Source organism: Labilibaculum antarcticum, from assembly GCF_002356295.1.
Lineage (GTDB): Bacteria > Bacteroidota > Bacteroidia > Bacteroidales > Marinifilaceae > Labilibaculum > Labilibaculum antarcticum.
In genome coordinates, this window is sequence record NZ_AP018042.1 from 5594345 (window position 1) to 5620678 (window position 26334).

The following is a 26334-nucleotide window of genomic DNA, read 5'->3' on the forward strand; positions in this document are numbered from 1 at the left end:
AATTTTATTTTAAATTCTCCCAATACCATTCCGTCGCCTCTTCCAATCCTTTTCTTATCGAATATCCCGGCTCATATCCCAATAAGGTCTTTCCTTTTTCGATAGAAGCCAAAGAATGAGGAATATCTCCTGCACGATTTGGGCCGTGCTGTATTTGAATGTTAGCAATTTCAGCATCGAATTTCGAAAGGTTATCTATTAATATTTGCACCAATTCGTTAAGATTAGTTCTTTCGCCAAAAGCCACGTTAAACACTTCACTGATAGATTTATCATCTGAGTTATTAGATGCAATACCCCGTGTCGCATTATATCCTTTCATTCGTTCCAATAAAACTTCTGTTGGAGTAATAGCAGCCAATTGGTTGGCTTGAATCACATTATCAATATAAGTAAAGTCACGACTAAAAGATCCATCTCCGTTGATTAATGGACTTTCATGTTTAATTAGTGTTTGCACGAACTTCGGTATTACGGCTGCGTAAGCTCCGTTAGGATCTTGACGTCGACCAAAAACATTAAAGTATCGTAATCCAATTGTCTCAATTCCATAAAGATCAGAGAAATTTTTAGCGTACAATTCATCAACATACTTTGTAATAGCATATGGTGATAGAGCATTCCCTATAATATGTTCAACTTTTGGTAAATTTATTGAATCACCATAAGTTGAAGAACTAGCAGCATAAACAAATCGTTTTACTTTGGCCTGAGCCGCAGCATGGAGCATTTTCACAAACCCACCAATATTCACGTCAGTAGCGGTCATTGGATCTACAATGGAACGAGGAACTGAACCAAGAGCAGCCTGATGCAATACATAGTCAGCTCCTTCTACTGCTTTTTGACAATCCTTATAATTTCGAATATCACCCTCAATAATTTTAAACTTAGGATTCGATAAAAAAGCCTCTATATTATGTGTGAAGCCTGTAGAGAAATTATCAAGACAGGTTACATCATTATTTTGTTTCAAAAGCACCTCACAAAGATTAGAACCAATAAAGCCAGCTCCACCTGTTACGACAACTTTCGAATTTGTAATTATTCTATTCATTTAAATTTTTTAAAACACATTACAATCGACAATCAATCAATTCTTTTGGGAGAACCCCTTTAATATCATAAATAACAGCATTAGAACCATTTCTGAGGGCAGCAATATCTATATCTTCGAACTCCTTATGTGCTACTGCTAAAACAATAGCATCATATGTATCACCATTAATTCTTGACAGCAAATTCAAACTATATGCTTTTTTCACTTCTTGCTCATCTGCCCATGGATCAAACACATCAACCTCACATCCAAACTCCACAAATTCTTTAACAAGATCAAACACTTTAGAATTACGAATATCAGGACAGTTTTCTTTGAAAGTAATACCTAAAACCAAAACTTTAGAATCAGCAATTCGATGTTTTTTCTTTATCATTTCTTTAATTATCCTTGATGCTACATAAGCAGACATTCGATCATTCAATCGACGACCAGCTAATATAATTTCAGGATTATAACCAACCTCTTGTGCTTTTTGGGTTAGATAATAAGGATCAACCCCAATACAATGACCTCCAACTAATCCTGGTTTAAATGGCAGGAAATTCCATTTAGTACCTGCAGCTTCTAAAACTTCGTGAGTATCAATTCCTAATAGACTAAATATCACAGAAAGTTCATTTACAAAAGCGATATTAATATCACGCTGGGAATTTTCAATAACTTTTGCTGCCTCTGCAACTTTAATTGATGAAGCCTTAAATGTTCCTGCTGTAATGATTGACGCATACAACGAATCAACATAATCTGCTGTCTCTGCATTAGATCCAGACGTAACCTTACGAATCTTTGTGACAGTATGAACCTTATCTCCCGGGTTTATCCTCTCCGGAGAGTAACCACAAAAGAAATCCTTATTAAATGTTAAACCACTAATTTTTTCTAATACTGGGACGCAATCCTCTTCAGTTGCACCCGGATATACTGTTGACTCATATATAACGACATCACCTTTTTTTAATGCTTTTCCAACTGTTTCTGAAGCCTTAAGTAATGGGCTTAAATCAGGACGATTATTCTTATCAATAGGTGTCGGTACCGTAACAATAAACACATTAAACTGACTCAGAATTTCAGTATCATTAGTAAAACTTAACAATTCTGATAAAAGTAAATTTTCACTTGTTACTTCAAGAGTCCTATCATTACCCATTTCTAATTCTGATATTCGATCTGAATTTATATCAAAACCAATTGTAATATATTTTTTTCCAAATTCAACAGCCAAAGGCAACCCAACATAACCAAGCCCAATCACCGCAATTTTAGGATTTATTGTCTTCATCAATTTTTATTTTAATACAATTTATTTGAACTCTAAAGGTTATAGTATTTCATTTTTACTTTACAGGCGTTGTTGGTACTTCAACAAACTCATCTGAAACAACATCCGCAGATTCATATCCATATCCGTAGCCGTATCCATATCCATAACTTTTACCTTTAATCCCATTTAATATCAAACCAACATTTTTGAATTGAGCCTCTTGTAATAGTTTCATATTCTGACTAAAAAAGCTCTTATTGGTTAATTGGTGACGAGTTACAAATAAACTCGCATTAGCAAATGGGCTCAACAACAATGAATCCGATACCATTCCTACAGGACTAGTATCAATAACAATACAATCGTATTTTTTGCTTAGCGCTTCAAATAACACTTTAGTCTTATAAGAATCAATTAACTCTGCAGGGTTTGGAGGAACAGGACCTGAGACAATACAATCCAAATTCGTGTATTTCGTATTTTGGATAACTTCTTCCAGCTTGTCTTTCCCAATTAAATAAGTTGATATCCCCTTATGTTCCGGAATTTCAAGATATTTTCCTAATTGAGGTCTTCTGAGATCAAAACCAAGTATTATAGTTTTCTTTCCTGCTAATGCATAAATACCACTAATATTTAAGGCACAAAAAGTTTTCCCTTCACCTGAAATAGAAGACGTTATTAGCAATGTTTTTTGAGCACTTCCTTTTGTAAGATAATCAAGTCTGGTTCGAAGAGCTCTAAAAGATTCTGTAACCGGATCCTGTGGATGCTTCTGAGTAAGAACATCTCCGTCCTTTTTGCTTTGTGCAATACTACCGATTATTGGTACGGAGCAAATCGCTTCTAAATCTTCTTTTGATTCAATTTTATTATTAAAAAAGGCCTTTAGAAAAATAAACAAGGCTGGGAAAAACAATCCTAGTATTCCCCCAAGAAAAAATACCTGCATACCCTTTAACTGCATCATTTGTTCAAAATGTGCTGACTCAACAACTTCATTATCCGGCAAATTTGACGCCTTTTGAATTTGAGCCTCTACTCTTTTTTCAAGAAGCGAAGTATAAAGTCCATTATTTAAATCATAAGTTCGTTGAATATTCATAAACTGCTGTTCCTTACCAGGCAATAAATTTTGTGCTTTCCTTAAGTCTACCTTTTGTATCCACAAGGCCTTTAATTGATGCTCAATATACTCCTTTTGCGAAGTAATGTTCTCATACAGAGTCGCTAATAAAGTCCCTTCCTGGCGTTGAAGCTTCTCTAAATACGGATTATTCAACTTCTCCTTCCCTTTGTATTGAAATAAGGCAGCTCTCACTTCAGCCAATTGAGCAATATACTCCCCCAAAACAGACTGCTCTATCCCAACTGACGCTGGAGATATTAACTTGTCGTAATCTTCTCTTTTATTAAGATATCCTTGTAAACGCTCAAAATAGGAAGCCTGCATTTGCAATTTTGAAGTCTCCGAATCCAGCTCCTGAATTTTCTGATATGCTGCCTCAACCTGTACCGTAGGCTTCACCACATTGTTTGAAGTTCTGAACTTCTGCAATTTTGCCCCCATGCGCCCAAGTGTATCACTAAGCCCATAAAGTTGCTGATCAATAAATGAAATAGTATTGTTCGCAATTTGATTTTTCTGATCCAAATTATTCTGAATCCACACTTCCATCAATTTATTGAGAAAGAGTTTTGATTTGTTCAAACAAGTTCCTGTTAAAGAAAGATTTGCAATAGATGCACCTTTTGGAGCAAATGCAACATTAATTTTCTCGAAATCTTTTACCAAACGTTTATTATCCCGAATCACAAAAGAAAGCTCATTGTCTACTAATAATTCATTCAAATCTGTTTCATCCGCCTCAATCAAAAAAGAATAATAATCGCCCTCTATTAATTGACCCAAGCGTACCTCCTCATTGATCGCAAAAGAGGGCAAATTTCCAATATCTTTATTATATGAAAAACTATGCACAACTGCATCTTCCGCCTTCGCTTCAAGTTGCAATTGCCCGTTACTGTTCAAGGCAAGATTAAATACAACATCAAGTACCTGATCATGATCTGGATCCAAAATTACCCGTATTGAATTCTCCTGATAAAATTCCTTTTTCTGATATTGCTGTTTTGAATAAATACTAGTATTTATTGTCTTCATTACATTTCGGAAATTATACGCAGGAACAGTAAATTTTCCCTTGGTATAATAACTAACATTGAAATCAAGTTGATCCAAGGTTCGTAAAATCTGAGATTCGGTTTTCAAAAGAATCGCCTGATTTTCAAAATTCTTCATATCCGGTGAAGAAAAACCACTCATCATCGCCATTTCTTCAGGCATATTACTTTGATCATTGCTCTTTACTAATACAGATGCCCCAATTTTATAAACTGGCGCAGTAAATTTATTAACGAAAAATGCAATGGCTAAACCAAGAATTAAAAAAGCTGCAAACCAACGCCAATTTGAAAGAAAGAGAAAAACCCACTTTTTCAGATCAGGTTTTTCCGTTTGATAGGAATTGCCATTCGAAAAGATATTATTCTCTGAAGAATGATTATTAATATTGGTTGAATTCATAATTGAATTATTGAAAAAAAAAGAGTTGTCAGAAGATAATTAAAAGGCAAAATATCTATTAAACTTTATTTTACCAGTTTGAAAAACCAAGAAGTAAAAGACCTGGGATCTAAACTACTTCAAAGTATTTGCTAACAAAAACAAGCTGAGTAAACTTGATATTAGCGCTAAGGAAAAAGATTCTCCAACTCCCCACATCTTTGCTTTAATTGGCTCAATATAAACAAGATCGTTAGGTAAAATATAGTAATCCTGACTATCAATAAGATTTCGATCCGATAAATTAACGGTTATAGTTTTTGTCCCATTGGCAGTAGGTCGAACAATTTTAACCATACGCCTTTTTCCATAAATAGTGAGGTCGCCAGCCAAAGCAATTGCCTCAAAAATATTTATTTGATCTTTATTCATATTGTACTGTCCAGGAGCTCTAACTTCACCTAAAATTGTAAATTGGGCATTGGTCAGCTGTACCTGAAGAGAAAAAGTATCAATATGATTTTTCAAAATCTCCTGCATTTGATCTTTTATCTGCTTCAATGTCTTGCCAGTAACATTAACCTTTCCAACATAAGGAAAATCGATATTACCGTCATCACTCACCTGATAACTAAGAAATCGCATACTACTACCATCACCCATATTAGTCATACTGCTTTGCCCGGAGGTCAAATTATACAAACCTGCGACTGTTTCATCAGGTGTTAACACACGAATATAAAGATAATCACCAGCTTGAATGGTATAAGCTTCAGTTACATCTTCAGCTTTAACGTAGGGATTTTCGTATTTTCTTTTCCCACTTACATCACGCATATAAACCGTCTTTTTCTGAGGTATACAGGAAACAAAAAAGACCAATAAAAGCAATGTTGGAATTGTTACTATTTTCATGTTTATAAATTTAATTAGTAGTTTTCAAGCTTTTGATTACATCTTTAAATTCAAAAGGTATATCCATATTAGTAGTCCTAAAATTTATTACTGCAGTCTATATTTTTCTGAAAAAGAATGCTCCCCCACTTTAAATAATTGCAAGTTCTGCGATCCAAAATTAAAAAGTAATCCTTTGGAATAATCTTCTTTGTTTAAATTATTTACAAATTCCTCTTCCTGATTTTCTGTCAACAAACTATTCGATTTTATACCAACAGCAATATCATCAATACAAAGTAAGTTTTCAATTGCTCCTGTGTTTTCAATTACCTCATCCGAAAAATATTTTACATTCCTCAACTCCAGCTCCAATTCAAACACATCTTGATAAACATGTCCAGCCAAACCATTACCAAGTTGTTTGTAAATATATTGGCCTATTTCAATCAGTTGATTAAAGTCAGTACAACAAGCAATTTTATCCATGATTAACTTCTTTTCAATAAATAATAACAATTTATATATCCAATCTAATAATTCAGCTATTCCATCGCCAAGAAAAGCATAAATCTACTTCACCTCTGGCACGTAAGTCAATTCCTCCAGCTTTATCTCACTAGTCCAAAATTGGGAGCAATCAACCCACTCACTTTCCGAAGCCAATTCTAATTTTGGGTTCCAAAAAAAACAAAACAAATAAGAATAAACATTTTCATTTAGGTCAAAAAGAAAAGTTTCACTTTTACGAATGGCATCGGTTGAAATTTCTTCCACCTTTAAATTCGCATTCATTCCAAACAGTTTAAACTCATTGGAATCACTAGTTTTTTTGTCTCTCGAATTATTGTGCCAATTAAAACAAATACTATTCTTCTCTATTATTACCGCCTTAAACTCCTCTATTCCTCCTAAATCACCACTTGTCAATTTAAGTTTCGCCATATCAGGTACCCCATCAATAGTAAAAGCGTGCGTATTCAATTTACAAAAGAGATTCTGACCACTCATGGCATTACGTCGAGCTTCCGGATTCCAGAAGGGTCTGATCAATTCAACCAAATTTAAACTCACAAAATTACTCGCCGCCTTAAATTTACCTCTTTGATTTACTTGTCCTGGTGTTCGAGGATTTTTAACATGAGTTGGCTTACTACGCAAATAAGTTTTACCATAACGATGAGAAATAATTACCTGACCAACTAAACCGGTTAATAACTTATCTTTTATATTAGCCATATTTTGAATAGAATTTTACAGAAGACAAAAGCGAGAGTTTTATTAAAAAAACTTTGGCTTTAAGATTAAACTCCAACCTAGAAGTTAATCAATACCATATAAATGAATAAATTGACTACTTGATAAACGACTTCAAAGTCACGAGGACTTACTGTCTTGTTAAAAAAAAATAAATTTTCGTAGCAAAACGAAAACAAAACAAAAATCTTAACGTAAAGACAACAATAAAAAAACAGCAGTTCATCACCTGTTTCCTTAAATTGACATACCCCCACCTAATCTTCATCACATCAACATTGGCTTTACCCAGACTTGTTCCAGAAACTATCCAGCCCTGTTCCTGTCTTGTTGGAAATTAAAAACAAAAAAAAGCAAATCTTCTAATTGACTTATTTCTCAACTTCTTTCTTCTTTATCGGTTCCACTTCAGCCAGGGAAATTTCAGTATGAACACAGCATCCTAAACTAGGAAAACGTAGAACGATGCGGCTTTTCCCTCTCATTTGTATGACCTCTCCTTGAACACCTTTTAATGGCCCCTTTATAACTTCAAGCAGATCGCCTTTCTTTAGGTTTTCAGAAGTCATTTCAACATCTCGATTGGAATCCGATAAAAAGAACCTTATCGCTTCGATTTGATTTGCAGGAATAGGTACTGCTTTTCCTTCAAAAGAAACATAGCGAACAGCCAAATCAGACTTAAGCACTTCAAAGTATTCAAATTTATTAACCCTAACGAATACATAAGATGTAAACAATGGAGTTTCCACCCATTTTTTACGATCGCTCCATACACGCAACTCCTTTCTTACAGGCATGTAACCTTCCAATCCTTTTTCTATAAGCTCATCATACAACTTCTTCTCAGATCTTGATTTGGTATATATTGCGTACCAACTACTCGGTGCTTTTTTCAGATTCAAAATTCTTTTTTTTTAGATTTCAGCTAAATAGTATTGATTCACTAAAGTAATATTTCTATCGATGCATTGTACAGCTTCGCCCCTTCAGTCCCATACTTTAAGCTATAGCAACCGTAATTCTTAAACAAAATAAATCTACTAGCCATACAACTAGTCGATGCACTACAAACATATTATGATTTAGTTAAACGATCAATACCCGAAAAAGGGTATATTCTAAAATTAACCTTAAAACTAGGTGGATTCGAGAATTACATTCTGATAAAAACAAGAGAAAACCTATTTAAGAAACAATAAAAACTAAAATACTACAAACAATAATCACTTGTAATATAACCATTTACACCACAAAGTTCGAGACACACCAATATTAAATTGATTAATACTCCAAGGAATACTTCAGGACTACAATTTTTAAATAAAATGCGATAATAAGCCAAACGAAATGTATTTTACGAACGAACTAATAACCGATAAAAACTTATTGTTAAATTGTTTTGTACGCAAAAAACGATCATTGATACTAATTAAAATGACGTTCACCACAATAAAAGACTAAATTGTCTGAAATAGGATGATTCTTTTGGTGTTAAATTAATGTTACAAAAAAAATCTTCCCGATTATTTAAACTATTCAGAGAATAAATCAATAAGTAATTTTAAAAGACCGACTAAATTCGAATCAGAACTCTAATCAAAACAAATTACTTGACGATAAAATATTCTTAAGATACAAGCAGAAAATTTCAATAAGACTAAATACATGATAGTAAAGCTATCAAATTAAGAAAGTTGGAAATACAACTGGTAATCAACTGCCCTTTGTTTAATCATTGGAAAAAGTATTGGAGTTTCCCTTATATCTTTTATCGTCATAAAACTAAAATTAGCTGAATTACCCAAAGGAGTAAAAGCCATTCAGGTTGTAGGAATAGCATTTCTGGCTGGTATTGGATTTGCAATGGCAATATTTATTACGAACCTAGCTTTTGTTATTAATCGTGAATTTATCGATTTTACTAAAATCGGTATCTTGATCGGCTCATTTATTTCGGGCATAATTGGCTATTTGATTCTTAGGATTGAGAGTCGTTAAATTCAAAACAAATAATACCAAAACCATTGGTCATATTTTATCCACTGATGAAATTAGGACCTATAAAACAATTCATATTTCATCTGTTTATATTTTTCATTTTAGGATCATATAGCCTGTCCTGATCTATCGGAGAACTTAGCATGAGTAAATCATCATTCTCGTGTGTGAGTTAATAATTATTTAATCATGGACGTTTCATATAAGATTTTCGCTTTTGCCTCATAAAAAGGATACCTTAGTTAGGTTAAAAAAAGGGATGTACATATAAAGAGCATTTCTCTTGAAAAAATAGAAGCCCTTCAAATCCACATTTTGATGGACAGAATAACGACAAATTGCAATCACGCGAGATAAGTGATGTAGACCGATGTGCGACTCACACATGCATTACCTGTATGCCAGGCATGGGTGGGCGTGTAAATTAAAACGAAAAAATAATAACATGATAGAATATTTGACCTTCTCTTTATCTGTATTTACAGGTTTTTTTGCCATAATGAACCCAATTGCCAATATTCCTATTTTCTTGTCGTTAGTTGAAGACGCCGATGAAACAACGAAAAATACAATTAATAAAAAAGCAAACATAATTGCATTTTTGATTGTATTGATATTTGTGCTGTTAGGAAAATTTATATTTGAATTATTTGGAATTACAATACCTGCCTTTAAAATAACGGGTGGTATCTTGCTTTTTTATGTAGGTTTTGAAATGCTGCAATCAAAAAAATCAAATATAAAGCACCTGCAAAAAGTAAAGATTGATGAAAACATTGCCGTGTCACCTTTGGCAATACCTATATTAGCAGGCCCAGGAACCATCGTTACAGCTATGAGTTTTGTTTCCGACAACAGTTATTTTCATATTGGCATAGTCATTTTTATTTTTGGGATAATGTGCTGTATCACTTACTTAGCCTTCCTTTTTAGTGAATACATCCTTGAAAAAATAGGTCATAATATAATAACTGTTATCGGGAAAATAATGGGGTTAATTATTTCAATAATGGGAATTGGAATGATCGTTCAAGGCATCAAACTTGCATTCCACTTAAGTTAATTCAATTTTAAACAATACAATCTTCTAATTTACTATGTCCCTTAATTTATCCAATTTTTCCCATCATCGACTTAACGACGAAAATACAAAACACTTCAAACATCTGTTTTATGCACTGATTATCGGACTTATTGTCGGACTTGTTGGTGGCTTTTTTAGAATTATACTTAGCTATATCGAAAGTTTCAGGGATATCTTATATCATCATGCAGGCCATTCGGGATTCATGAGCTGGCTTTGGCCTATTCTGTTTGCAATCATCGGAATAAGCATTGCTTTGTTTTTAGTGAGAAGATATGCCCCTGAAGCCTCTGGAAGTGGAGTTCAAGAAATAGAGGGCGCATTGGATGGCCTACGTCCCATGCGTTGGAAAAGAGTACTTCCCATCAAATTTATTGCTTCCTTATTTTCTTTGGGAAGCGGGTTGCTGTTAGGGCGTGAAGGTCCTACAATTCAATTGGGAGCCAATATTGGTCAGATGGTGAAAGACACCCTAGGCCTGTCCGATATTGAAAAAAACTCATTGGTCTCTGCCGGTGCCGCTGCAGGACTTGCAAGTGCCTTTAATGCACCTTTTGCAGGAATTATTTTCGTTATCGAAGAAATGCACGGCCATTTTAAATTTAATTTTTATTCGTTAGCGTCCATCATGATAGGTGCAGGAACATCAGACTTTATTGTTAGAATGATGGTTGGGTCTAAACCTATTATACAGATGACTGTATTTCCAAGCCCAAACATATATGGATTATGGCTATTTATATGTCTAGGCTTACTATGCAGTATTGTTGGCCTTTTTTACAATAAGCTCCTTATTCTATCTTTAGATTTCTTCCAATTCTCCTCGAAACTGCCCGTTATTTATACAGGGATCTTTGTGGGGGTAATCATAGCAATAATTGGTATCTTTTCTCCGGACATGATAGGTGGCGGATACAATACAATTGCCAAAGTACTCGACCATTCTTTCACCTTATCTTTTCTATTATTTTTGTTTGCCGCAAGAATGCTGCTGTCCTTATTCAGTTATAGTTTTGGTGTACCTGGAGGAATTTTTTTACCTATGCTTACACTTGGGGTTATTTTAGGGATGCTGTTCGGTGTAAGCATGCAACACTTTTTTCCCCAGCTAATTTCAAACCCAGGCGTTTATACCATAGCAGGAATGGCGGGCATTTTTGCAGCAACTGTAAGAGCACCTCTTACAGGATTAGTGCTTGCGGTAGAAATGACATCAAACTATGAATTAATTTTACCTTTAATCATTACCACAGTTACAGCATCTGTATTAACATCATTTCTTGGAAATAAACCAATTTATTCAACCCTATTAAAACGTACATTAGCAAATGCGAAACAGAAAAACAAATTTGAGGAATAGAATAAAGCCTGGCAAATAGCCGCGTAAAGCCGGTGAATTTAATTCCTAACTTCTCACAGAACCGTTGCAAAACAGTAAATTAAAAATAGCAAAAAACAAACTTTAACCATGCTTCAAATTCAAGTGCAACATCTATTTTGTGTAAAAATATTTTATACGAAACAATGATCGTAGGGAGAAGCAATTTCATATTTATCGAGTAATTTAGATATTCTCATATAAAACACAACAAACATGGAACCAATATTATTAAAAGATAAAATATGCACTGAAGACCTGGATCTTTTGATTCTGAAGGGTGTGCACGATATGGATATAAATCCGAGTAAAAGGGAAGAAATTGATGTAGAAGCTAAAAAGCTGTCGGAGCACTTTGTTAAGATGTTAGATTTTCACATAAATAATGGAGAAAATCCAGATGCTTCTTATGCATTTCAAATAGCAGTCAACTTCAATGATTTTACGGAACAATACCGACAGTTATTTGTCGAAAACTACAACAAAGATGTTCTGGTTGGATTTGGACTAAGTGCAATCTGGATGGGTATTTTAAATGGGCTGGACGCAGAAAGTGGAATTATGCCCAATCATCCTTTTAAAAGAGAAATAGCAACTTGTTTGCGAACAATCAGTGAAATTTTGGACAATAAAGAATAAAACAAGTATAAATGCGAAAGGAATAAGGTTAAAGGATTACTTTAAAAGGGGAATTCACTCAAATTTCCAGTTTAGTTATTTTTGATTTCCTTGTCACAAATTATAAAAAAATCCCCGTAAGGAAAGAATTCCAAACGGGGATTTTAAGTTATTGTAGTTGAATTTTGACTATCTGTTTTCTTGCGAGAACTTACGTCCGGCATGAAGAGCCTTAATATTCATATCCACCACTTCGTCACCTTTCCTGGCAAAAATTTTACGGATACCTTCTTCCAAATATTCGAATGGAACATCAATAAAAGGGGATGCAGCGCCCAACATTACAAAGTTAAAAGCACGTGCAGAACCAACTTCTTCTTTTGCGATTCTATCCGCATCAATCAACACATAATTTGGCAAGGCTTTAATCGTTGCCTCCAATTTTTCTTGCTCTGGATAGTTGTTAATATTAATGAAAGGAGTCGAATTTGTTACTACATAACCACCCTTTTTCAAGTAAGGCAGATAACGTAACGCCTCCATTGGCTCTACTGACAAAATAATATCAGCACCTCCTTTAGGAATCAAATCAGAATAAATTGGTTTGTCAGAAATTCTCATGAATGACTGAACATCACCACCACGCTGACTCATACCATGAGTTTCAGCTTGTTTCATATATAAATCGTTGTCTAATGCAGCAGAACCTAAAGCAGCAGCAATGGATAAAATCCCTTGACCACCAACACCTGCTATGACCATATCTGTTTTCATCTGTTTCAAATTTTTTAGTTAAAGTCAGATGGAACTTACCGTATATCAAATAATTAATCTTGTAATTATTTAATTACGAACGTTTCATCTCTTTATTTTTTCAGATTAATATTCGACTAAGCTTTAGCAGCTGCTTTTGCCATGGCTGCTTTCTTAATTTTTTGATCTCGCACATTCTTCTGTACACAAACACGACGGGGAATAATTACCGAAACTCCATTGTACTCCATCTCTTTACGGAAGATTTCCTTTATCTCATCATGTTTCTTAGGCACTGGAAGCAATACATGAATGTGCTCCTTCTCTACTCCTAAGCCTAAACAAATAGCTTCTAACTTCCCTTTCGCAGATGATTTTTGACCACCTGTCATAGAGATTGATTCATTATCAGAAATTATTACTGTAATTGGAGTTTTCTCATTGATAGCATCCAATAATCCAGTCATACCTGAGTGCGTAAATGTTGAATCACCAATAACAGCTACAGACGGAATCAATCCTGCATCAGCAGCACCTTTAGCCATAGTAATAGATGCTCCCATATCAACGCAAGAGTTAATTGCATTAAATGGAGGCAAGGCTCCTAAAGTATAGCAACCTATATCTGCGAATACTCGACCTCCTCCGTACTCAGCAACAACCTCATTCAAGGCCTTGTAAACATCAATATGACTACATCCAACACACAATGCCGGCGGACGGGCAGCAACGATGCTTGGAACTTCAAAACTTTCTTTTATTTCAAAACCAAGAGCTTTCCCAACCATATCAGGAGTCAGCTCACCATCTCGTGAAAGAGTTCCATCCAAACGACCAATAACGGCTTCTTTCTCTAAATATCCTTTCAATATTTCTTCGATAACCGGATAACCTTCTTCCAATACCATCACTTTATCACACTCGCTGGTGATTTTTTGAACCATTGTACGAGGAATTGGATACTGACTGATTTTAACAACTGGATATGGACAATCTCCGTCAGGATAATTTTCCATCAAATAATTATATCCCAATCCACAAGCAATAATACCCATTGACTTATCGGTAGCATCTATATATGAGTTAAACACTGAATCTTCAGAAACTGCTTCAAATTTTTCCTGATTGCTTAGCAATTTCCTGTAACGCTTGCGCGCGATAGCAGGAAGTAATACGAATTGAAGCTTATCTTCTGGAAGTTTCAATTTATTTTGAACGATTACTTCGGCAGATCTTGCAACACCCGCACGGGAGTGAGCCAAACGAGTTGTAATTCTCATCATTACAGGAATCTCGCAAGCTTCAGACAATTCGAAACCAAAACGAGCCATATCGTATGCCTCCTGCTGATTTGACGGTTCCAATATTGGTATCATAGCAAACTTACCATATACACGGGAATCTTGCTCATTTTGAGAAGAGTGCATAGATGGATCATCTGCAACAACAACTAACAAACCACCATTTGTTCCAGTAATAGCAGCATTCATAAAACAATCGGCAGCAACGTTTAATCCAACGTGCTTCATACAAACCATTGCTCTTTTGCCAGCATACGACATCCCAAGAGCTGATTCCATGGCTGTTTTTTCATTGGCAGCCCAATCGCTGTGAATATTTAATTCATTTGCTTGTTTCGAATGTTGAACATATTCGGTAATTTCAGTAGAAGGAGTTCCCGGATATGCATAAACACCCGACATTCCACCATCAATTGCTCCTTGAGCAATGGCTTCAACGCCTAATAATAAAGACTTTTGCATGTTATATTTGTTTAACTATTTTGGTTACTCTATAAGTTAAGACACTTTTTATAAACAAAAAGACGAAGTGCCTAATTATATCAATTATTGATGTACATATGCATCAATTACAATTACTCAATAAATAGAATAGTGAAGTCTGATCACAAAGATCGGGGTAGGAAATAGAATTTATAGTCCGCCAAATAATTTCAAGTATCCAACAAGATACGCATTTACGAAATAATATATAGCAGCTAATTCCATCTAATAACTTATAATTTGTAACGAAAAACGGCTTTGTTTCTATTAATTGATGCTAAATTACCAATATTTGATTTAAATTCAATAAAAATGAACTAAAAGCAGGAAGTTTAGAATTAATTCAAATAACGAAAACGGTTGCGTTAGCTAGCGTTAAACATTTTAGTGCTGATTTTTAAACAAATAACAAAAACTACTCATCTATAATATTGAAGATTCTATTTCTTAAATAAATTCGATTTAATACGTCCAAAAGAATCAAATGCAAAACGATTTGCCAAGAGAATACTAAGCATTAAATTTATTGAGCAACCAACAAATATGGCGAGCATAATTAATATCTGATACTTAATGGCAATCATAGGAGAACTACCACCTAAAATTTGACCTGTCATCATTCCTGGCAAAGATATCAAGCCAATAACAGACATGGTAGCAATTAATGGATTTAAACCACTTTTTATGGCTGATCGAATAAATGGAGCCAGTGAATTCTTTTTACTATTTCCATTCACGAGAAGAAAATAATATAAATCCTGTTCTTTCGTTAAACGGGTAAAATAATTACTGATGCCAACAATATTGTGATTTAATGCATTTCCCAAAACCATTCCCGATATAGGTATGAAGTATCTGGCATCAAAAATATAGTCCAGACGAATTACAAAACCGAGAAAAAAAGTATCAAGAATCAGAATGCTTATAAAACCTGAAATTGCAAATGGAAGGATGAAAAAACGATAATTAAGCCCTGCCCTTTTAATTGTAGTAAAAGTACCAACCAATATCATTACACAAACCCAGATTACATTAATCCAGGCATTGTTCCATTCAAAAATATATTCTAAATAAAACGCAACTAAAGAGAGTTGTATTACCATCCGAATTAAGGCAATAAGAGTTTCTTTAACAATTTTCACTTTAAAATAGATAAAACCAATGATTGGAATTATCATTAGTAAAAAACCAAAGGCCAAACTTCCTATGCCTATGTCAATGATTTCTTTCATAACTCAATTGTTCTGTTGCAATAGTTAATCCACTTCTTATTGTGCGAGGTAGAAACAATGGTTTTGTTTGATAAGGAATCCAAGGTGGCAAACAGAAGATCAATAGAATGATCGTCCAGTGCAGAAACCGGCTCATCTAAAAGGATTATTGGCCTATCCAAACTTAAACAGGCAGACAAAACGATTCTTTGCTTCTCTCCTCCACTAATTTCAGTAAAACTCTTGTTTCCGCCACATTCTCGAACTCCTAAGCGATCTTGAAACAACTGAAAAGATTCAACTTGTTCGGGTTTCATTTGCAGCAAATCGACTAGTTCATTAGCTGAATCAACAGGCAAATTACTATTTTGAGGCAACCATATCATTTTATTACGAATAGCCATTATGGTGGTGCTATTCAACTCCACACCATCAATTTGGATCCTCCCGGATTGTGGAATTAAAAAGCCCATCAACACTTTTAATAGTGAAGACTTGCCTTTGCCTGATGGCCCGCTAAGACATATGGACTCACCTCTTAAAACATCAAAACTCAGGTTTTCACAAATAACTTGCCTAGGGAAGCTTAAATTTATCTTCTCACATTTTATCATATTCTCGATCTATACTATAAAGAAAATAATATTATCTCACTTGAGAACAATGCAAATCAAATTTCTTTGAGCTATAAGAACAATGTTTAATTAGGGCTTTATTTAAATGAGATTATTCTCACTTAACTATTTTTAACACAACAAACAACTCTTCATATAATACTGTCATACTGAACATTACCTTAACGCAATCGTTTTAACATGTCCTACAACATATCTTAAAATCAAATTACTTTAGTGCTAAATTTTAATGAAATATTACTTTTGTAGCATAGATATATGGATATCTACATATAAAGATTGTAACAAAATTAACTTTTAGAATATATACAATGGCAAAATACTTAATAGTTGGAGGTGTAGCAGGAGGAGCAACAACGGCTGCACGTTTGCGCAGAATGGATGAATCAGCAGAAATAATCATATTCGAAAGAGGTGAACATATTTCATATGCAAATTGTGGTTTGCCATACTATGTTGGAAATATAATTACCGAAAGAGAGAATCTTTTACTTCAAACACCTGAAAGTTTTAAAAGAAGACTTAACGTTGATGTTAGAATTAAAAACGAAGTGGTTAGAATTGACCGAGAAAATAAGTTGGTTGAAATCAATGACCTTATCAACAATACTAGCTATACGGAATCTTACGACAAATTAATTGTTTCTCCTGGTGCTGAGCCAATAAAACCAACTATTCCAGGGATTAAAGACGAAGCTATATTTACAGTTCGAAATGTAAAAGACACCGACAAAATTAAAGCTTACATCAACGAAAAAAAGCCTAAAAAAGCAGTCGTTGTTGGTGCTGGATTTATCGGTTTGGAAATGGCTGAAAACCTTCATCATTTAGGTATGATGGTTACTATTATTGAGATGGCAGAACAAGTTATGACGCCTCTTGATTACGAAATGGCTGCTGTAGTCCATCAACATCTAAAGACAAAAACTGTAGAATTTTATCTGAAGGATGGTGTTAGTGAATTCAAAAGAACAAAAGATCTTTTAGATGTTCATTTACAATCGGGAAGAAAAGTTGAAGCTGATATGGTAATTTTATCCATTGGAGTTAGACCAGAGACCAAATTGATTAAAGATGCTGGTATTGATTTGGCCCCAAACGGAGGAATTAAAGTAAATGAATACCTACAAACAAGTGATCCATATATATATGCGTTAGGAGATGCGATGGCTTTCCCTCACCCTATTACAGGTAAATATACCAATGCTTACCTTGCTGGTCCTGCCAATAAACAAGCTAGAATGTTAGCTAATAATCTGGTTCTAGGACACAAACAAAAATACAAAGGAGCTATTGCAACAGCTATTGCCAAAGTATTTGATCTTACTGTAGGATCTACTGGAGTAGCAGAGAAAGTTTTGAAAAAAGAAGGTATTTCATATATATCAAACATTACTCATGGTGGTTCGCATGCGGGATATTATCCTGGAGCAATGCCTACCACAATAAAAATTACTTTCGATCCCAAAACCGGTAAGTTGTACGGAGCACAAGTAATAGGATATGATGGCGTTGATAAAAGAACCGATCTGATTGCAACAGTTCTTCAAAAGGGAGGAACAATCTATGATTTGCAGGAAATTGAACATGCTTATGCTCCACCCTACTCTTCTGCGAAAGATCCCGTAAATCAGGCTGGTTTTACTGCGGGAAATATTATTGAAGGATTGGTAAACATTATCCATTGGGATGAATTGTACCAATTGCATGGAGCGGATAATTACATATTAGATGTTCGTACTCCTGTTGAATTCGAACTAGGTCAAATTGAAGGTGCAATAAACATTGAAGTTGATGAAATTAGAAATCGTTTGGATGAAATTCCAAAAGACAAAAAAATCATTATCTATTGTGGAGTTGGTTTACGCGGTTATTTTGCAGCAAGAATATTAATGCAAAGAGGTTTTACCAACGTATACAATTTAAGTGGCGGATACAAAACTTACGAACATGCTACCGGTAAACAAAGCAACGAAGATATTTTTGAATCAAGTTATATTGGTAAGGACGGCCATATCTACAGAGGAAAACCAAAAACATCTGAAACAGAAATTAAATCTGAAATTAAAACCATTGAGGTGGATGCTTGTGGATTACAATGCCCGGGACCAATCATCAAGCTAAAAAAGGAAATTGATAAACTTGAGAATGGCGATCGTTTATTACAAAAGGTAACTGATCAAGGATTTGTTAAAGATGTTGCATCCTGGTGTAACATGACGGGGAACAAACTAATTTCTGTTGAATCTGACAAAGGAATCATTTCCGCACTTATCGAAAAACAAAAGAAAGAAGAACAATGTTCTGCTTTAAATGGTTCGGGAGCAAAAAATAAGACAATGGTTGTCTTCTCTGATGAATTAGATCGGGCTTTAGCCTCTCTGGTAATTGCCAATGGTGCCGCTGCTATGGGAAGCAAAGTAACGCTATTCTACACTTTTTGGGGATTGAATGTGATTAAAAAGGCTCATAAACCAAAAGTTCAAAAAGATTTAATGGGCAAAATGTTTGGCAAAATGATGTCGGACAGCGCGGACGATTTGAAGCTTTCGAAAATGAACATGATGGGATTAGGTTCCAAGATGATGAAGAAAAGAATGATGTCTAAAAAAGTAGATTCCCTGGAAGACATGTTAAAAACAGCAATGGAAAATGGAGTTGAAATGATCGCTTGCCAAATGTCTATGGACATAATGGGTGTTGATAAAGACGAATTATTGGAAGGTGTTCAAATTGGTGGAGTAGCAGCCTACCTTGAAGAAGCTGAAAAATCTAATATCAACCTATTTATCTAAAAAATATTATAAATATAAAAGGGCTGTCTCAGAAATAGAGACAGCCTTTTTTTTTGTATTCTTTGGATTGCTTTTTAAAATGAATTAAATCCGATTATTATTCCTTAAACAATTCATTGTTACAGATAAAACTTCCTCTTTTACTGGACATTGCTTGTGTAATTTTGTAATTTGAGTATTGCTAATTCAAGCAGATTAGCTCAAATAAAACTGTCTTATATCGCTCCCATTCTCTCTAATTTTAAAAGAAGATTGATTGTATCTATTTTCATTTATCATCAAACTTATTCAACAACCTTATACTCAATCATGATAATTGAATAAATTAGAAAAAACTAAGTTGGTTTTCACTCTAGGAATAGAGAAAAACCACTAGTGGTTAGTGGTTGACCGAAATAGCAGAATTACCTTTAGTCCCAATATTTAAAGAATTCTGCTATTTCTTTAAATCATGAAGTAAAGGAATACATTCAATTCAAAAAAAAGCGGTAAAATCAAAACATCTGATTTTATCGCTTTCTTAAATTATTTAAACCCTTGCAGAAACAAACGACTTTAGTCTATTCGTCATCCAGATCTTCGTCCACTTCTTCTGCAACATCTTCCTCATCTTCTGATAGTAAAAAATCTGAATCGGAGTATTTATCTTCATATGATTCTCTTTTACTGTCCAGCAAATTTCCATCATCATCAAAATCAGTATCCTCTTCAATAAGTTCCTGCGCTTTACGAATAGACATACGAACCATATATATTTTTTCATCTGTCTCAAATGGCAAAGCACTTACCATTTCATTCTTATGATTTTTGAATTCAATCAAATTATCCATATATCCCTCTGGATAATACAATTTTATTTGTTCCTGTATCTCCTGACTAAGCTTTTCGTAGCTCTGGATTACTCGCGGTTTATTGCTGCTTTTCATACAATAATTTGTTTATCAAAAATGGAAATTTATATGATTTTCATTTAATTACCAACCTAATAGATATGCAAAAACTAGTGGCGCAACAATTGTTGCATCCGATTCAATAATAAATTTAGGTGTTTCAATTCCTAACTTACCCCAAGTGATTTTCTCATTTGGAACAGCTCCTGAGTAAGAACCATAACTAGTCGTCGAATCTGAAATCTGGCAGAAATAAGACCAAAATGGTGTATTCGTTCTTTCCATGTCTTGGTACAACATTGGCACCACACATATTGGAAAATCTCCAGCAATACCTCCACCAATTTGGAAAAATCCGATACCCTGATCTCCCGCTGTGTTAGTATAATAATCAGCCAACCAAGTCATGTACTCAATACCTGATTTCATTGTTGACGCTTTTAACTCTCCTTTTAAACAATAAGATGCAAAAATATTCCCCATAGTTGAATCTTCCCAACCTGGAACTACTATTGGAAGATTTTTCTTAGCAGCCTCCAACATCCAGCTGTTTTTTGGATCAATTTCATAATATTGCTCTAAGACACCAGAAAGCAATAACTTATACATGAATTCGTGTGGGAAAAATCGTTCTCCATTATCTTCAGCATCTTTCCAAATCTTAAACACATGTTCCTGTAACCTTCTAAAAGCTTCTTCTTCAGGAATACAAGTATCCGTAACTCGATTTAAACCTTTTTCCAATAAATCCCATTCATCTTGTGGAGTTAAATCTCTATAGTGAGGCACTCTTTTATAATGTGAATGAGCAACCAAGTTCATGATATCTTCTTCCAGATTTGCTCCGGTACAAGTAATAATATGAACTTTATCCTGACGAATCATTTCGGCCAGTGATCGACCCAACTCAGCGGTACTCATAGCACCTCCAAGAGTAATCATCATCTTTTTCCCTTCCGCTAAATGCTTTTCGTAAGCAACTGCAGCATCAACCAAAGCGGCTGAATTAAAATGACGGTAATGTTCAAGTATGAATTTAGTAACGGGTCCTTTATTTTGCATGATTTTCGAATTTATAGCTAAGCATTTTGTAATACAATTTGGCAGTTAAAAAGTTTGAAGCTTTATGTCCTTCTTGTGGTGCCAATTCCACAATATCAAATCCAACTACATTTTTGGTTCGGAATACTTTTTTCAGATATCGAGTTGCCGTATACCAATCTAATCCTCCAGGCTCGGGTGTTCCAGTTGCCGGCATAATCGAAGGATCAAAAACATCCAAATCAATGGTGATATACACATCATCCGTCATCTTACTTATCGAAGATTCCATCCAATCTATTTTACCATAAATATCTTCGGCAAGAAAACATTTATCACGATTTAAATATGGCAATTCACAACTATCCATACTACGAATTCCAACCTGAATTAAATTGGTATTATAACCTGCATCGTGAAGCGCACAGGCATGATTGCATTTCGAACCATCATATTCCGAACGTAAATCAGCGTGAGCATCAAGTTGCAAAACAGTCAAATTTGGATATTTTTCGTAATGAGCTTTAATAATACCGATACTCACCGAATGTTCTCCACCAAAAAATGTTGGAAATTTACCTGTTTCCAAAATCTCCTTGCTTTTCCGATACACTTCTTCAGTCATTGCCTCAGGGGATGCATTTTCAAGAACATCTTCTAAAATATGCACTCCTCTTTTGTAAACTTCCGAATTGGTTTCAATATCGTACAGCTCCATATTTTCAAGAGCATTTAAAAATGCTGGGAATGCCTTGTCTGCACCTTTTCCCCATGTACTAGTTCCATCATAGGGAATGGATTGGAGCAAAATTCCAGCATACTCAAAGGAGCAGTACTCCTCTTCTATTCCTGCAAATCGTCTCATTATTTATTATATCCTAATAGTTTAAACATTTCATCGGCAGATTGCTCATTTCGGTATACATAATCGAAAAAATTGCCTTTTTCATCTCTATCAATAATAACATGCTTTGGAGATGGAATCAAACAATGCTTAATGCCACCATATCCGCTTATAGCATCCTGATATGCCCCAGTATGGAAAAAACCAATATATAAAGGTTCTTTTTCATCATCAGAATAGCTCGGTAGTAAAACTTCTTGATTTAGATCTTCAGAATTGTAATAGTCTGAATGATCACAACTGATTCCACCAATATTTACACGCTTGTATTCATTTTTCCATTTATTTATAGGTAATAAAATAAATTTCTCATGAATAGACCAAGCGTCAGGAATCGTATTCATCAAACTATTATCAATTAAATACCATGATTCAGTATCATTTTGCTGTTTCTGTTCCAGTACTTTAAATACGATTGCACCACTTTCGCCTACCGTATACTTACCAAATTCTGTATAGATATCCGGCTCAGGAATCCCTTCTTTAGTGCAGGCATCTTTAATGTTAGCAATAATCTCATTAATCAGATATTCATACTGATACTCGAATCCCAGATGATTACGTATCGGGAACCCTCCACCTAAATTAAATGAATCCAAGCTTTCACTATCCTTTTTTAATTCAGCATAAACCTTAAGGGCCTTCTGAAATTCACCCCAGTAATATAAACTATCCTTAATTCCAGAATCAACAAAAAAGTGCAGCATTTTAAGCTCAAACTTAGGATTGTTCTTAATTCTATCGTGATAAAAGTTTATAATTTCGTTACTGCGAATTCCCATTCTGGAAGTATAGTAGGCAGATTGAGATTCCTCATTAATAGCCATTCGCAAACCAACTTTCACAACCCTATCCTGTGCTAATATTTCCAGTCGGTCCAATTCTTGTACACTATCAAAAATGATGATGCTATTTTTAAATCCAATCTCCTGCATATTCAGGATCTTTCTCAAATAATCATCCGTTTTGTATCCGTTGTGAACAATTATTCTGTTCAAATCGATTTTTTTATCTCTGTAAAGATTTAGAATCAGATCAATATCAAAAGGGGAAGAAGTCTCAAGATTAACATTGTGCTTTAAAGCTTCGCCAACTACATGGGCAAAGTGATTGCATTTTGTACAATAACAATAGTGGTACTTCCCCTCGTAATTGTTTTTTTTAATCGCTTTATTGAAAAGATTCCTGGCCTTTTTAATTTGGTCTCCGATTTTAGGAAGGTAAAAAAATCGAAATGGAGTACCATATTTTTCAATAAGATATTTCATCGAAATACCTTGAAAAGTTAGGTTGTTATCTCGTAAGTCAAAGCCTTCCTGAGGGAAATAATAGCTCTGCTCAATCAAATCAAAATAAGTGTTTTTCATTTACGTAATCATAAAATATTTTTGCTGATTTTTAACTGCGTTGTTGTGCAAATAAAATCATTTTTTTAATTAAAAATACCCATCCAAAAAAAAAAAGCCACTCAAGCACTTATTTTTTTTTCAAATTTGACTTAATAACTACAAGATCAAACAGTTCGTTCCTTTCAAAGATTCCATCATAATCGCAAATTCATTCCTCAATTTTGTTCTCTCCATCCTGTTCCTCGAGCTTAGTCGTTTTCATTCCTTCAACGGCTATATAAACTAAACCCATAACACTTAAAAAGCCAACCACTTTAATATATTGTTTTCGAACATATGTTAATTGATCCGACCAATCAGCAGTTAAATCAGGATAACCGTTTATTACTAACACACTAGCAACTGATACAATTAGAATCAGCGCCAGAATAATAATTGCAATTCTTTTCTTATTCATTTACATTTCTTTTTATTACAATCTTACAACTCCATCCATCAAGAGCCTTTTTAAATTCACTGGTAATATAGTAAAATAACAATTTAAACAAATACTATTTCGATTGCTGATTTTCAACTAAAAAAAGGCTCACATTATTTAATTGGCTATGAATTTAGAATTTCATATATTAAGATATCTAGATTAAAACTATGAACCAAATATAATACCAAATGATAGATAAGATTAGTACTCTTGGTGGATATATTCATGAATATCAAAAGAGTGTCGCAAAACCAGAAGAATTTTGGAGTCGAATTGCTGAAAGTTTCTTTTGGAGAAAAAAATGGGATACAATATTGGATTGGAATTTTTCAGAACCTAAAATTAATTGGTTCATCAATGGGAAAATGAACATTACCGAAAATATTTTTGAACGACATCTTTTCACTCGCGGAAATCAACCAGCAATAATTTGGGAGCCTAATGATCCAAATGATGAGAATAGAGTATTGACTTATAATGAGCTATTTCTGGAGGTTAAGAAGTTTTCCAATGTTCTGCTTCAGTATGGAATTAAAAAGGGTGATAGAATCGCTTTCTACATGCCTATGATTCCTGAATTGGCCATTGCCATGTTGGCTTGTGCACGAATTGGTGCCATCCACTCCATCGTATTTGCGGGTTTCTCGGCCAATTCCCTTGCCGATAGAATAATTGATGCCAAAGCTAAGATGGTAATTACATCTGATGGTGGCTACAGAGGAAATAAAATCATCCCGATTAAGGAGATTGTGGATGAAGCAGTAGAAACTTGCCCTACGGTAAAAAATGTAATTGTAGTTCAACGGACTAATTCAGAAATTACTTTTAATGATAAAATGGATTTGTGGTGGCACGAATGCATGGCTAATGCAGAAGAGGAACATAATGCCGAAACAATGGATGCCGAGGATATATTATTCATTTTATATACATCCGGGTCGACTGATAAACCAAAAGGAATTGTTCACACTTGTGGTGGATATATGGTTTACACCGCATATACGTTTAAAAATGTTTTCCAGTACAGCGACGGAGACATTTATTTTTGTTCTGCTGATATTGGTTGGATTACCGGGCACTCTTATATTGTTTACGGGCCTTTATTAAATGGAGCCACAACAATAATGTTCGAAGGGATACCAACTTATCCTGATCCAGGCAGATATTGGGACATCGTAAATAAATATGATGTTGCCCAGTTCTATACCGCTCCTACGGCCATTCGTTCATTAATGTCGAAGGGACAGGGATATGTTGAGAATAAAGATCTTTCTTGCTTAAAAGTGCTTGGGACAGTTGGAGAACCCATAAATGAAGAAGCCTGGCACTGGTATCACGATCATGTTGGAAAAAATCGATGCCCAATTGTTGATACCTGGTGGCAAACAGAAACTGGTGGAATTGCAATTAGCCCAATTGCAGGAATTATTCCCACAAAACCTTCATTTGCAACCTTACCGCTTCCTGGTATTCAACCCGTAATTGTTGATGCCGAAGGAAAAGAATTATCCGGAAAGAGTGTAGAAGGAAATTTGTGCATTAAATATCCATGGCCGGGAATGCTTCGAACAATTTGGGGTGATCATGAGCGATTCAAAAAAACCTATTTCAGTACCTACAAGAATCTGTACTTCTCAGGCGATGGAGTAAAACGAGATGAAGATGGCTATTACCGAATTTTGGGGCGTGTTGACGATGTTATAAATGTATCCGGACACAGAATGGGAACTGCCGAAGTGGAAAATGCTATTAACGAACACCCACTGGTAAATGAAAGTGCTGTTGTTGGTTTTCCACACGATATTAAAGGACAAGGAATTTATGCTTTTGTTGTTTGCGGAGAGCTTTCTACCGGTGGTGAAGAAGGTATTAAAACCAGTATCAGAAAAGGGGTTACCAAAATTATTGGCCCAATTGCTAAACCGGATAGAATACAATTGGTTAGAAGCTTACCTAAAACGCGATCGGGCAAGATAATGCGACGGATACTTCGAAAAATAGCTGAGGGAGACTACTCCAATTTTGGAGATATTTCCACCCTACTCGACACATCGGTTGTTGAAGAAATAATAAAAGGAGCCATAGAGGACGTAAAGGAGTAAACACAAGTTTTGCAAGAAAAAACAAAACTTTTGGAATAGAAAAATGGAGGATTCACATATTGAATTCTCCATTTTTATTTTTACCCATCATTTCACTTGAAATCCTGCAAATTAAATAAAACACAGAATATAATTACAAAGGCAATTACAAATCAACCTTTAATTAACAATACATTATAAATTTAAGCAATTAACACGTGAGTCACATTAACATATCAGAACAAGCTAAATGAATTTTCGCCAATTAAAAACATATAAAATATC

22 protein-coding genes are annotated in these 26334 nt (G+C 34.5%); 6 read left to right on the forward strand and 16 right to left on the reverse strand.

The window, feature by feature from the left end; translation table 11 throughout:
- Positions 1 to 4 precede the first annotated feature (4 nt).
- The 7 genes from ALGA_RS22260 to ALGA_RS22290 form a co-directional block, all read right to left on the reverse strand.
- Positions 5 to 1057: an SDR family oxidoreductase gene (locus tag ALGA_RS22260; RefSeq protein WP_096433120.1), complete on the reverse strand. Its 1053-nt coding sequence runs from the start codon at positions 1055 to 1057 to the stop codon at positions 5 to 7.
- 19 nt (positions 1058 to 1076) lie between these two features.
- Complete coding sequence (locus ALGA_RS22265) at positions 1077 to 2345, reverse strand: nucleotide sugar dehydrogenase (protein ID WP_096433122.1); 1269 nt, start codon at positions 2343 to 2345, stop codon at positions 1077 to 1079.
- 55 nt (positions 2346 to 2400) lie between these two features.
- Complete coding sequence (locus ALGA_RS22270; RefSeq protein ID WP_096433124.1) at positions 2401 to 4914, reverse strand: polysaccharide biosynthesis tyrosine autokinase; 2514 nt, start codon at positions 4912 to 4914, stop codon at positions 2401 to 2403.
- Between the two features lie 114 nt (positions 4915 to 5028).
- On the reverse strand, positions 5029 to 5808 hold the full coding sequence (locus ALGA_RS22275) for a polysaccharide biosynthesis/export family protein (RefSeq protein WP_096433126.1): 780 nt from the start codon (positions 5806 to 5808) through the stop codon (positions 5029 to 5031).
- Between the two features lie 87 nt (positions 5809 to 5895).
- A complete protein-coding gene (locus ALGA_RS22280) occupies positions 5896 to 6276 on the reverse strand; it encodes a GxxExxY protein (protein ID WP_096433128.1) in 381 nt (126 codons plus the stop codon).
- Between the two features lie 84 nt (positions 6277 to 6360).
- A complete protein-coding gene (locus ALGA_RS22285; protein ID WP_096433130.1) occupies positions 6361 to 7026 on the reverse strand; it encodes a DUF6266 family protein in 666 nt (221 codons plus the stop codon).
- Between the two features lie 389 nt (positions 7027 to 7415).
- Positions 7416 to 7949, reverse strand: coding sequence for a UpxY family transcription antiterminator (locus tag ALGA_RS22290; RefSeq protein ID WP_197705653.1), 534 nt, complete (start codon positions 7947 to 7949; stop codon positions 7416 to 7418).
- A gap of 829 nt (positions 7950 to 8778) precedes the next feature.
- On the opposite strand from ALGA_RS22290, the gene ALGA_RS23720 reads away from it, so the two are divergent.
- From ALGA_RS23720 to ALGA_RS22310, 4 genes are all read left to right on the forward strand, one after another.
- Positions 8779 to 9045 (forward strand): Na+/H+ antiporter NhaA, encoded by a 267-nt coding sequence (locus ALGA_RS23720; RefSeq protein WP_096433134.1) that lies wholly within the window; start codon positions 8779 to 8781, stop codon positions 9043 to 9045.
- Between the two features lie 445 nt (positions 9046 to 9490).
- Positions 9491 to 10108: a MarC family protein gene (locus ALGA_RS22300; protein WP_096433136.1), complete on the forward strand. Its 618-nt coding sequence runs from the start codon at positions 9491 to 9493 to the stop codon at positions 10106 to 10108.
- 34 nt (positions 10109 to 10142) lie between these two features.
- Complete coding sequence (clcA, locus tag ALGA_RS22305; RefSeq protein ID WP_096433138.1) at positions 10143 to 11489, forward strand: H(+)/Cl(-) exchange transporter ClcA; 1347 nt, start codon at positions 10143 to 10145, stop codon at positions 11487 to 11489.
- A 234-nt stretch (positions 11490 to 11723) separates the two neighbouring features.
- Positions 11724 to 12146 carry a hypothetical protein gene (locus tag ALGA_RS22310; protein WP_096433140.1) on the forward strand — a complete coding sequence of 141 codons (423 nt, stop codon included), beginning with the start codon at positions 11724 to 11726 and terminating at the stop codon, positions 12144 to 12146.
- Positions 12147 to 12314: 168 nt separating this feature from the next.
- Here the strand turns inward: ALGA_RS22310 and ALGA_RS22315 are convergent, their stop codons facing one another.
- The 4 genes from ALGA_RS22315 to ALGA_RS22330 form a co-directional block, all read right to left on the reverse strand.
- Positions 12315 to 12899 (reverse strand): indolepyruvate oxidoreductase subunit beta, encoded by a 585-nt coding sequence (locus ALGA_RS22315; RefSeq protein ID WP_096433142.1) that lies wholly within the window; start codon positions 12897 to 12899, stop codon positions 12315 to 12317.
- Positions 12900 to 13015: 116 nt separating this feature from the next.
- The gene (locus ALGA_RS22320; protein WP_096433144.1) at positions 13016 to 14641 is read right to left on the reverse strand and encodes a thiamine pyrophosphate-dependent enzyme; all 1626 of its coding nucleotides are present in this window, start codon (positions 14639 to 14641) and stop codon (positions 13016 to 13018) included.
- 461 nt (positions 14642 to 15102) lie between these two features.
- The gene (locus ALGA_RS22325; RefSeq protein WP_096433146.1) at positions 15103 to 15894 is read right to left on the reverse strand and encodes an ABC transporter permease; all 792 of its coding nucleotides are present in this window, start codon (positions 15892 to 15894) and stop codon (positions 15103 to 15105) included.
- The gene (locus ALGA_RS22330) at positions 15891 to 16487 is read right to left on the reverse strand and encodes an ATP-binding cassette domain-containing protein (RefSeq protein ID WP_096433148.1); all 597 of its coding nucleotides are present in this window, start codon (positions 16485 to 16487) and stop codon (positions 15891 to 15893) included. The genes ALGA_RS22325 and ALGA_RS22330 overlap by 4 nt, the downstream gene beginning before the upstream one ends.
- Positions 16488 to 16819: 332 nt before the next feature.
- On the opposite strand from ALGA_RS22330, the gene ALGA_RS22335 reads away from it, so the two are divergent.
- Complete coding sequence (locus tag ALGA_RS22335; RefSeq protein ID WP_096433150.1) at positions 16820 to 19303, forward strand: CoA-disulfide reductase; 2484 nt, start codon at positions 16820 to 16822, stop codon at positions 19301 to 19303.
- A gap of 560 nt (positions 19304 to 19863) precedes the next feature.
- Here ALGA_RS22335 and ALGA_RS22340 read toward each other — a convergent pair.
- The 5 genes from ALGA_RS22340 to ALGA_RS22360 all read right to left on the reverse strand — a co-directional run bounded on the left by ALGA_RS22340 (position 19864) and on the right by ALGA_RS22360 (position 23944).
- The gene (locus ALGA_RS22340) at positions 19864 to 20229 is read right to left on the reverse strand and encodes a hypothetical protein (protein WP_096433152.1); all 366 of its coding nucleotides are present in this window, start codon (positions 20227 to 20229) and stop codon (positions 19864 to 19866) included.
- Positions 20230 to 20277: 48 nt separating this feature from the next.
- Positions 20278 to 21255: a deoxyhypusine synthase family protein gene (locus tag ALGA_RS22345; protein WP_162845517.1), complete on the reverse strand. Its 978-nt coding sequence runs from the start codon at positions 21253 to 21255 to the stop codon at positions 20278 to 20280.
- Positions 21245 to 22099 (reverse strand): agmatinase, encoded by an 855-nt coding sequence (gene speB, locus ALGA_RS22350; protein WP_096433156.1) that lies wholly within the window; start codon positions 22097 to 22099, stop codon positions 21245 to 21247. The genes ALGA_RS22345 and speB overlap by 11 nt, the downstream gene beginning before the upstream one ends.
- The gene (locus tag ALGA_RS22355) at positions 22099 to 23505 is read right to left on the reverse strand and encodes a type III PLP-dependent enzyme domain-containing protein (protein WP_096433158.1); all 1407 of its coding nucleotides are present in this window, start codon (positions 23503 to 23505) and stop codon (positions 22099 to 22101) included. The genes speB and ALGA_RS22355 overlap by 1 nt, the downstream gene beginning before the upstream one ends.
- Before the next feature lie 190 nt (positions 23506 to 23695).
- Complete coding sequence (locus ALGA_RS22360; RefSeq protein ID WP_096433160.1) at positions 23696 to 23944, reverse strand: hypothetical protein; 249 nt, start codon at positions 23942 to 23944, stop codon at positions 23696 to 23698.
- Between the two features lie 212 nt (positions 23945 to 24156).
- Here ALGA_RS22360 and acs point away from each other — a divergent pair, with 212 nt between their 5' ends.
- Entirely contained in the window at positions 24157 to 26070 is a 1914-nt protein-coding gene (gene acs, locus ALGA_RS22365; protein WP_096433162.1) for an acetate--CoA ligase, read from the forward strand.
- The last annotated feature ends 264 nt before the right edge of the window (positions 26071 to 26334 follow it).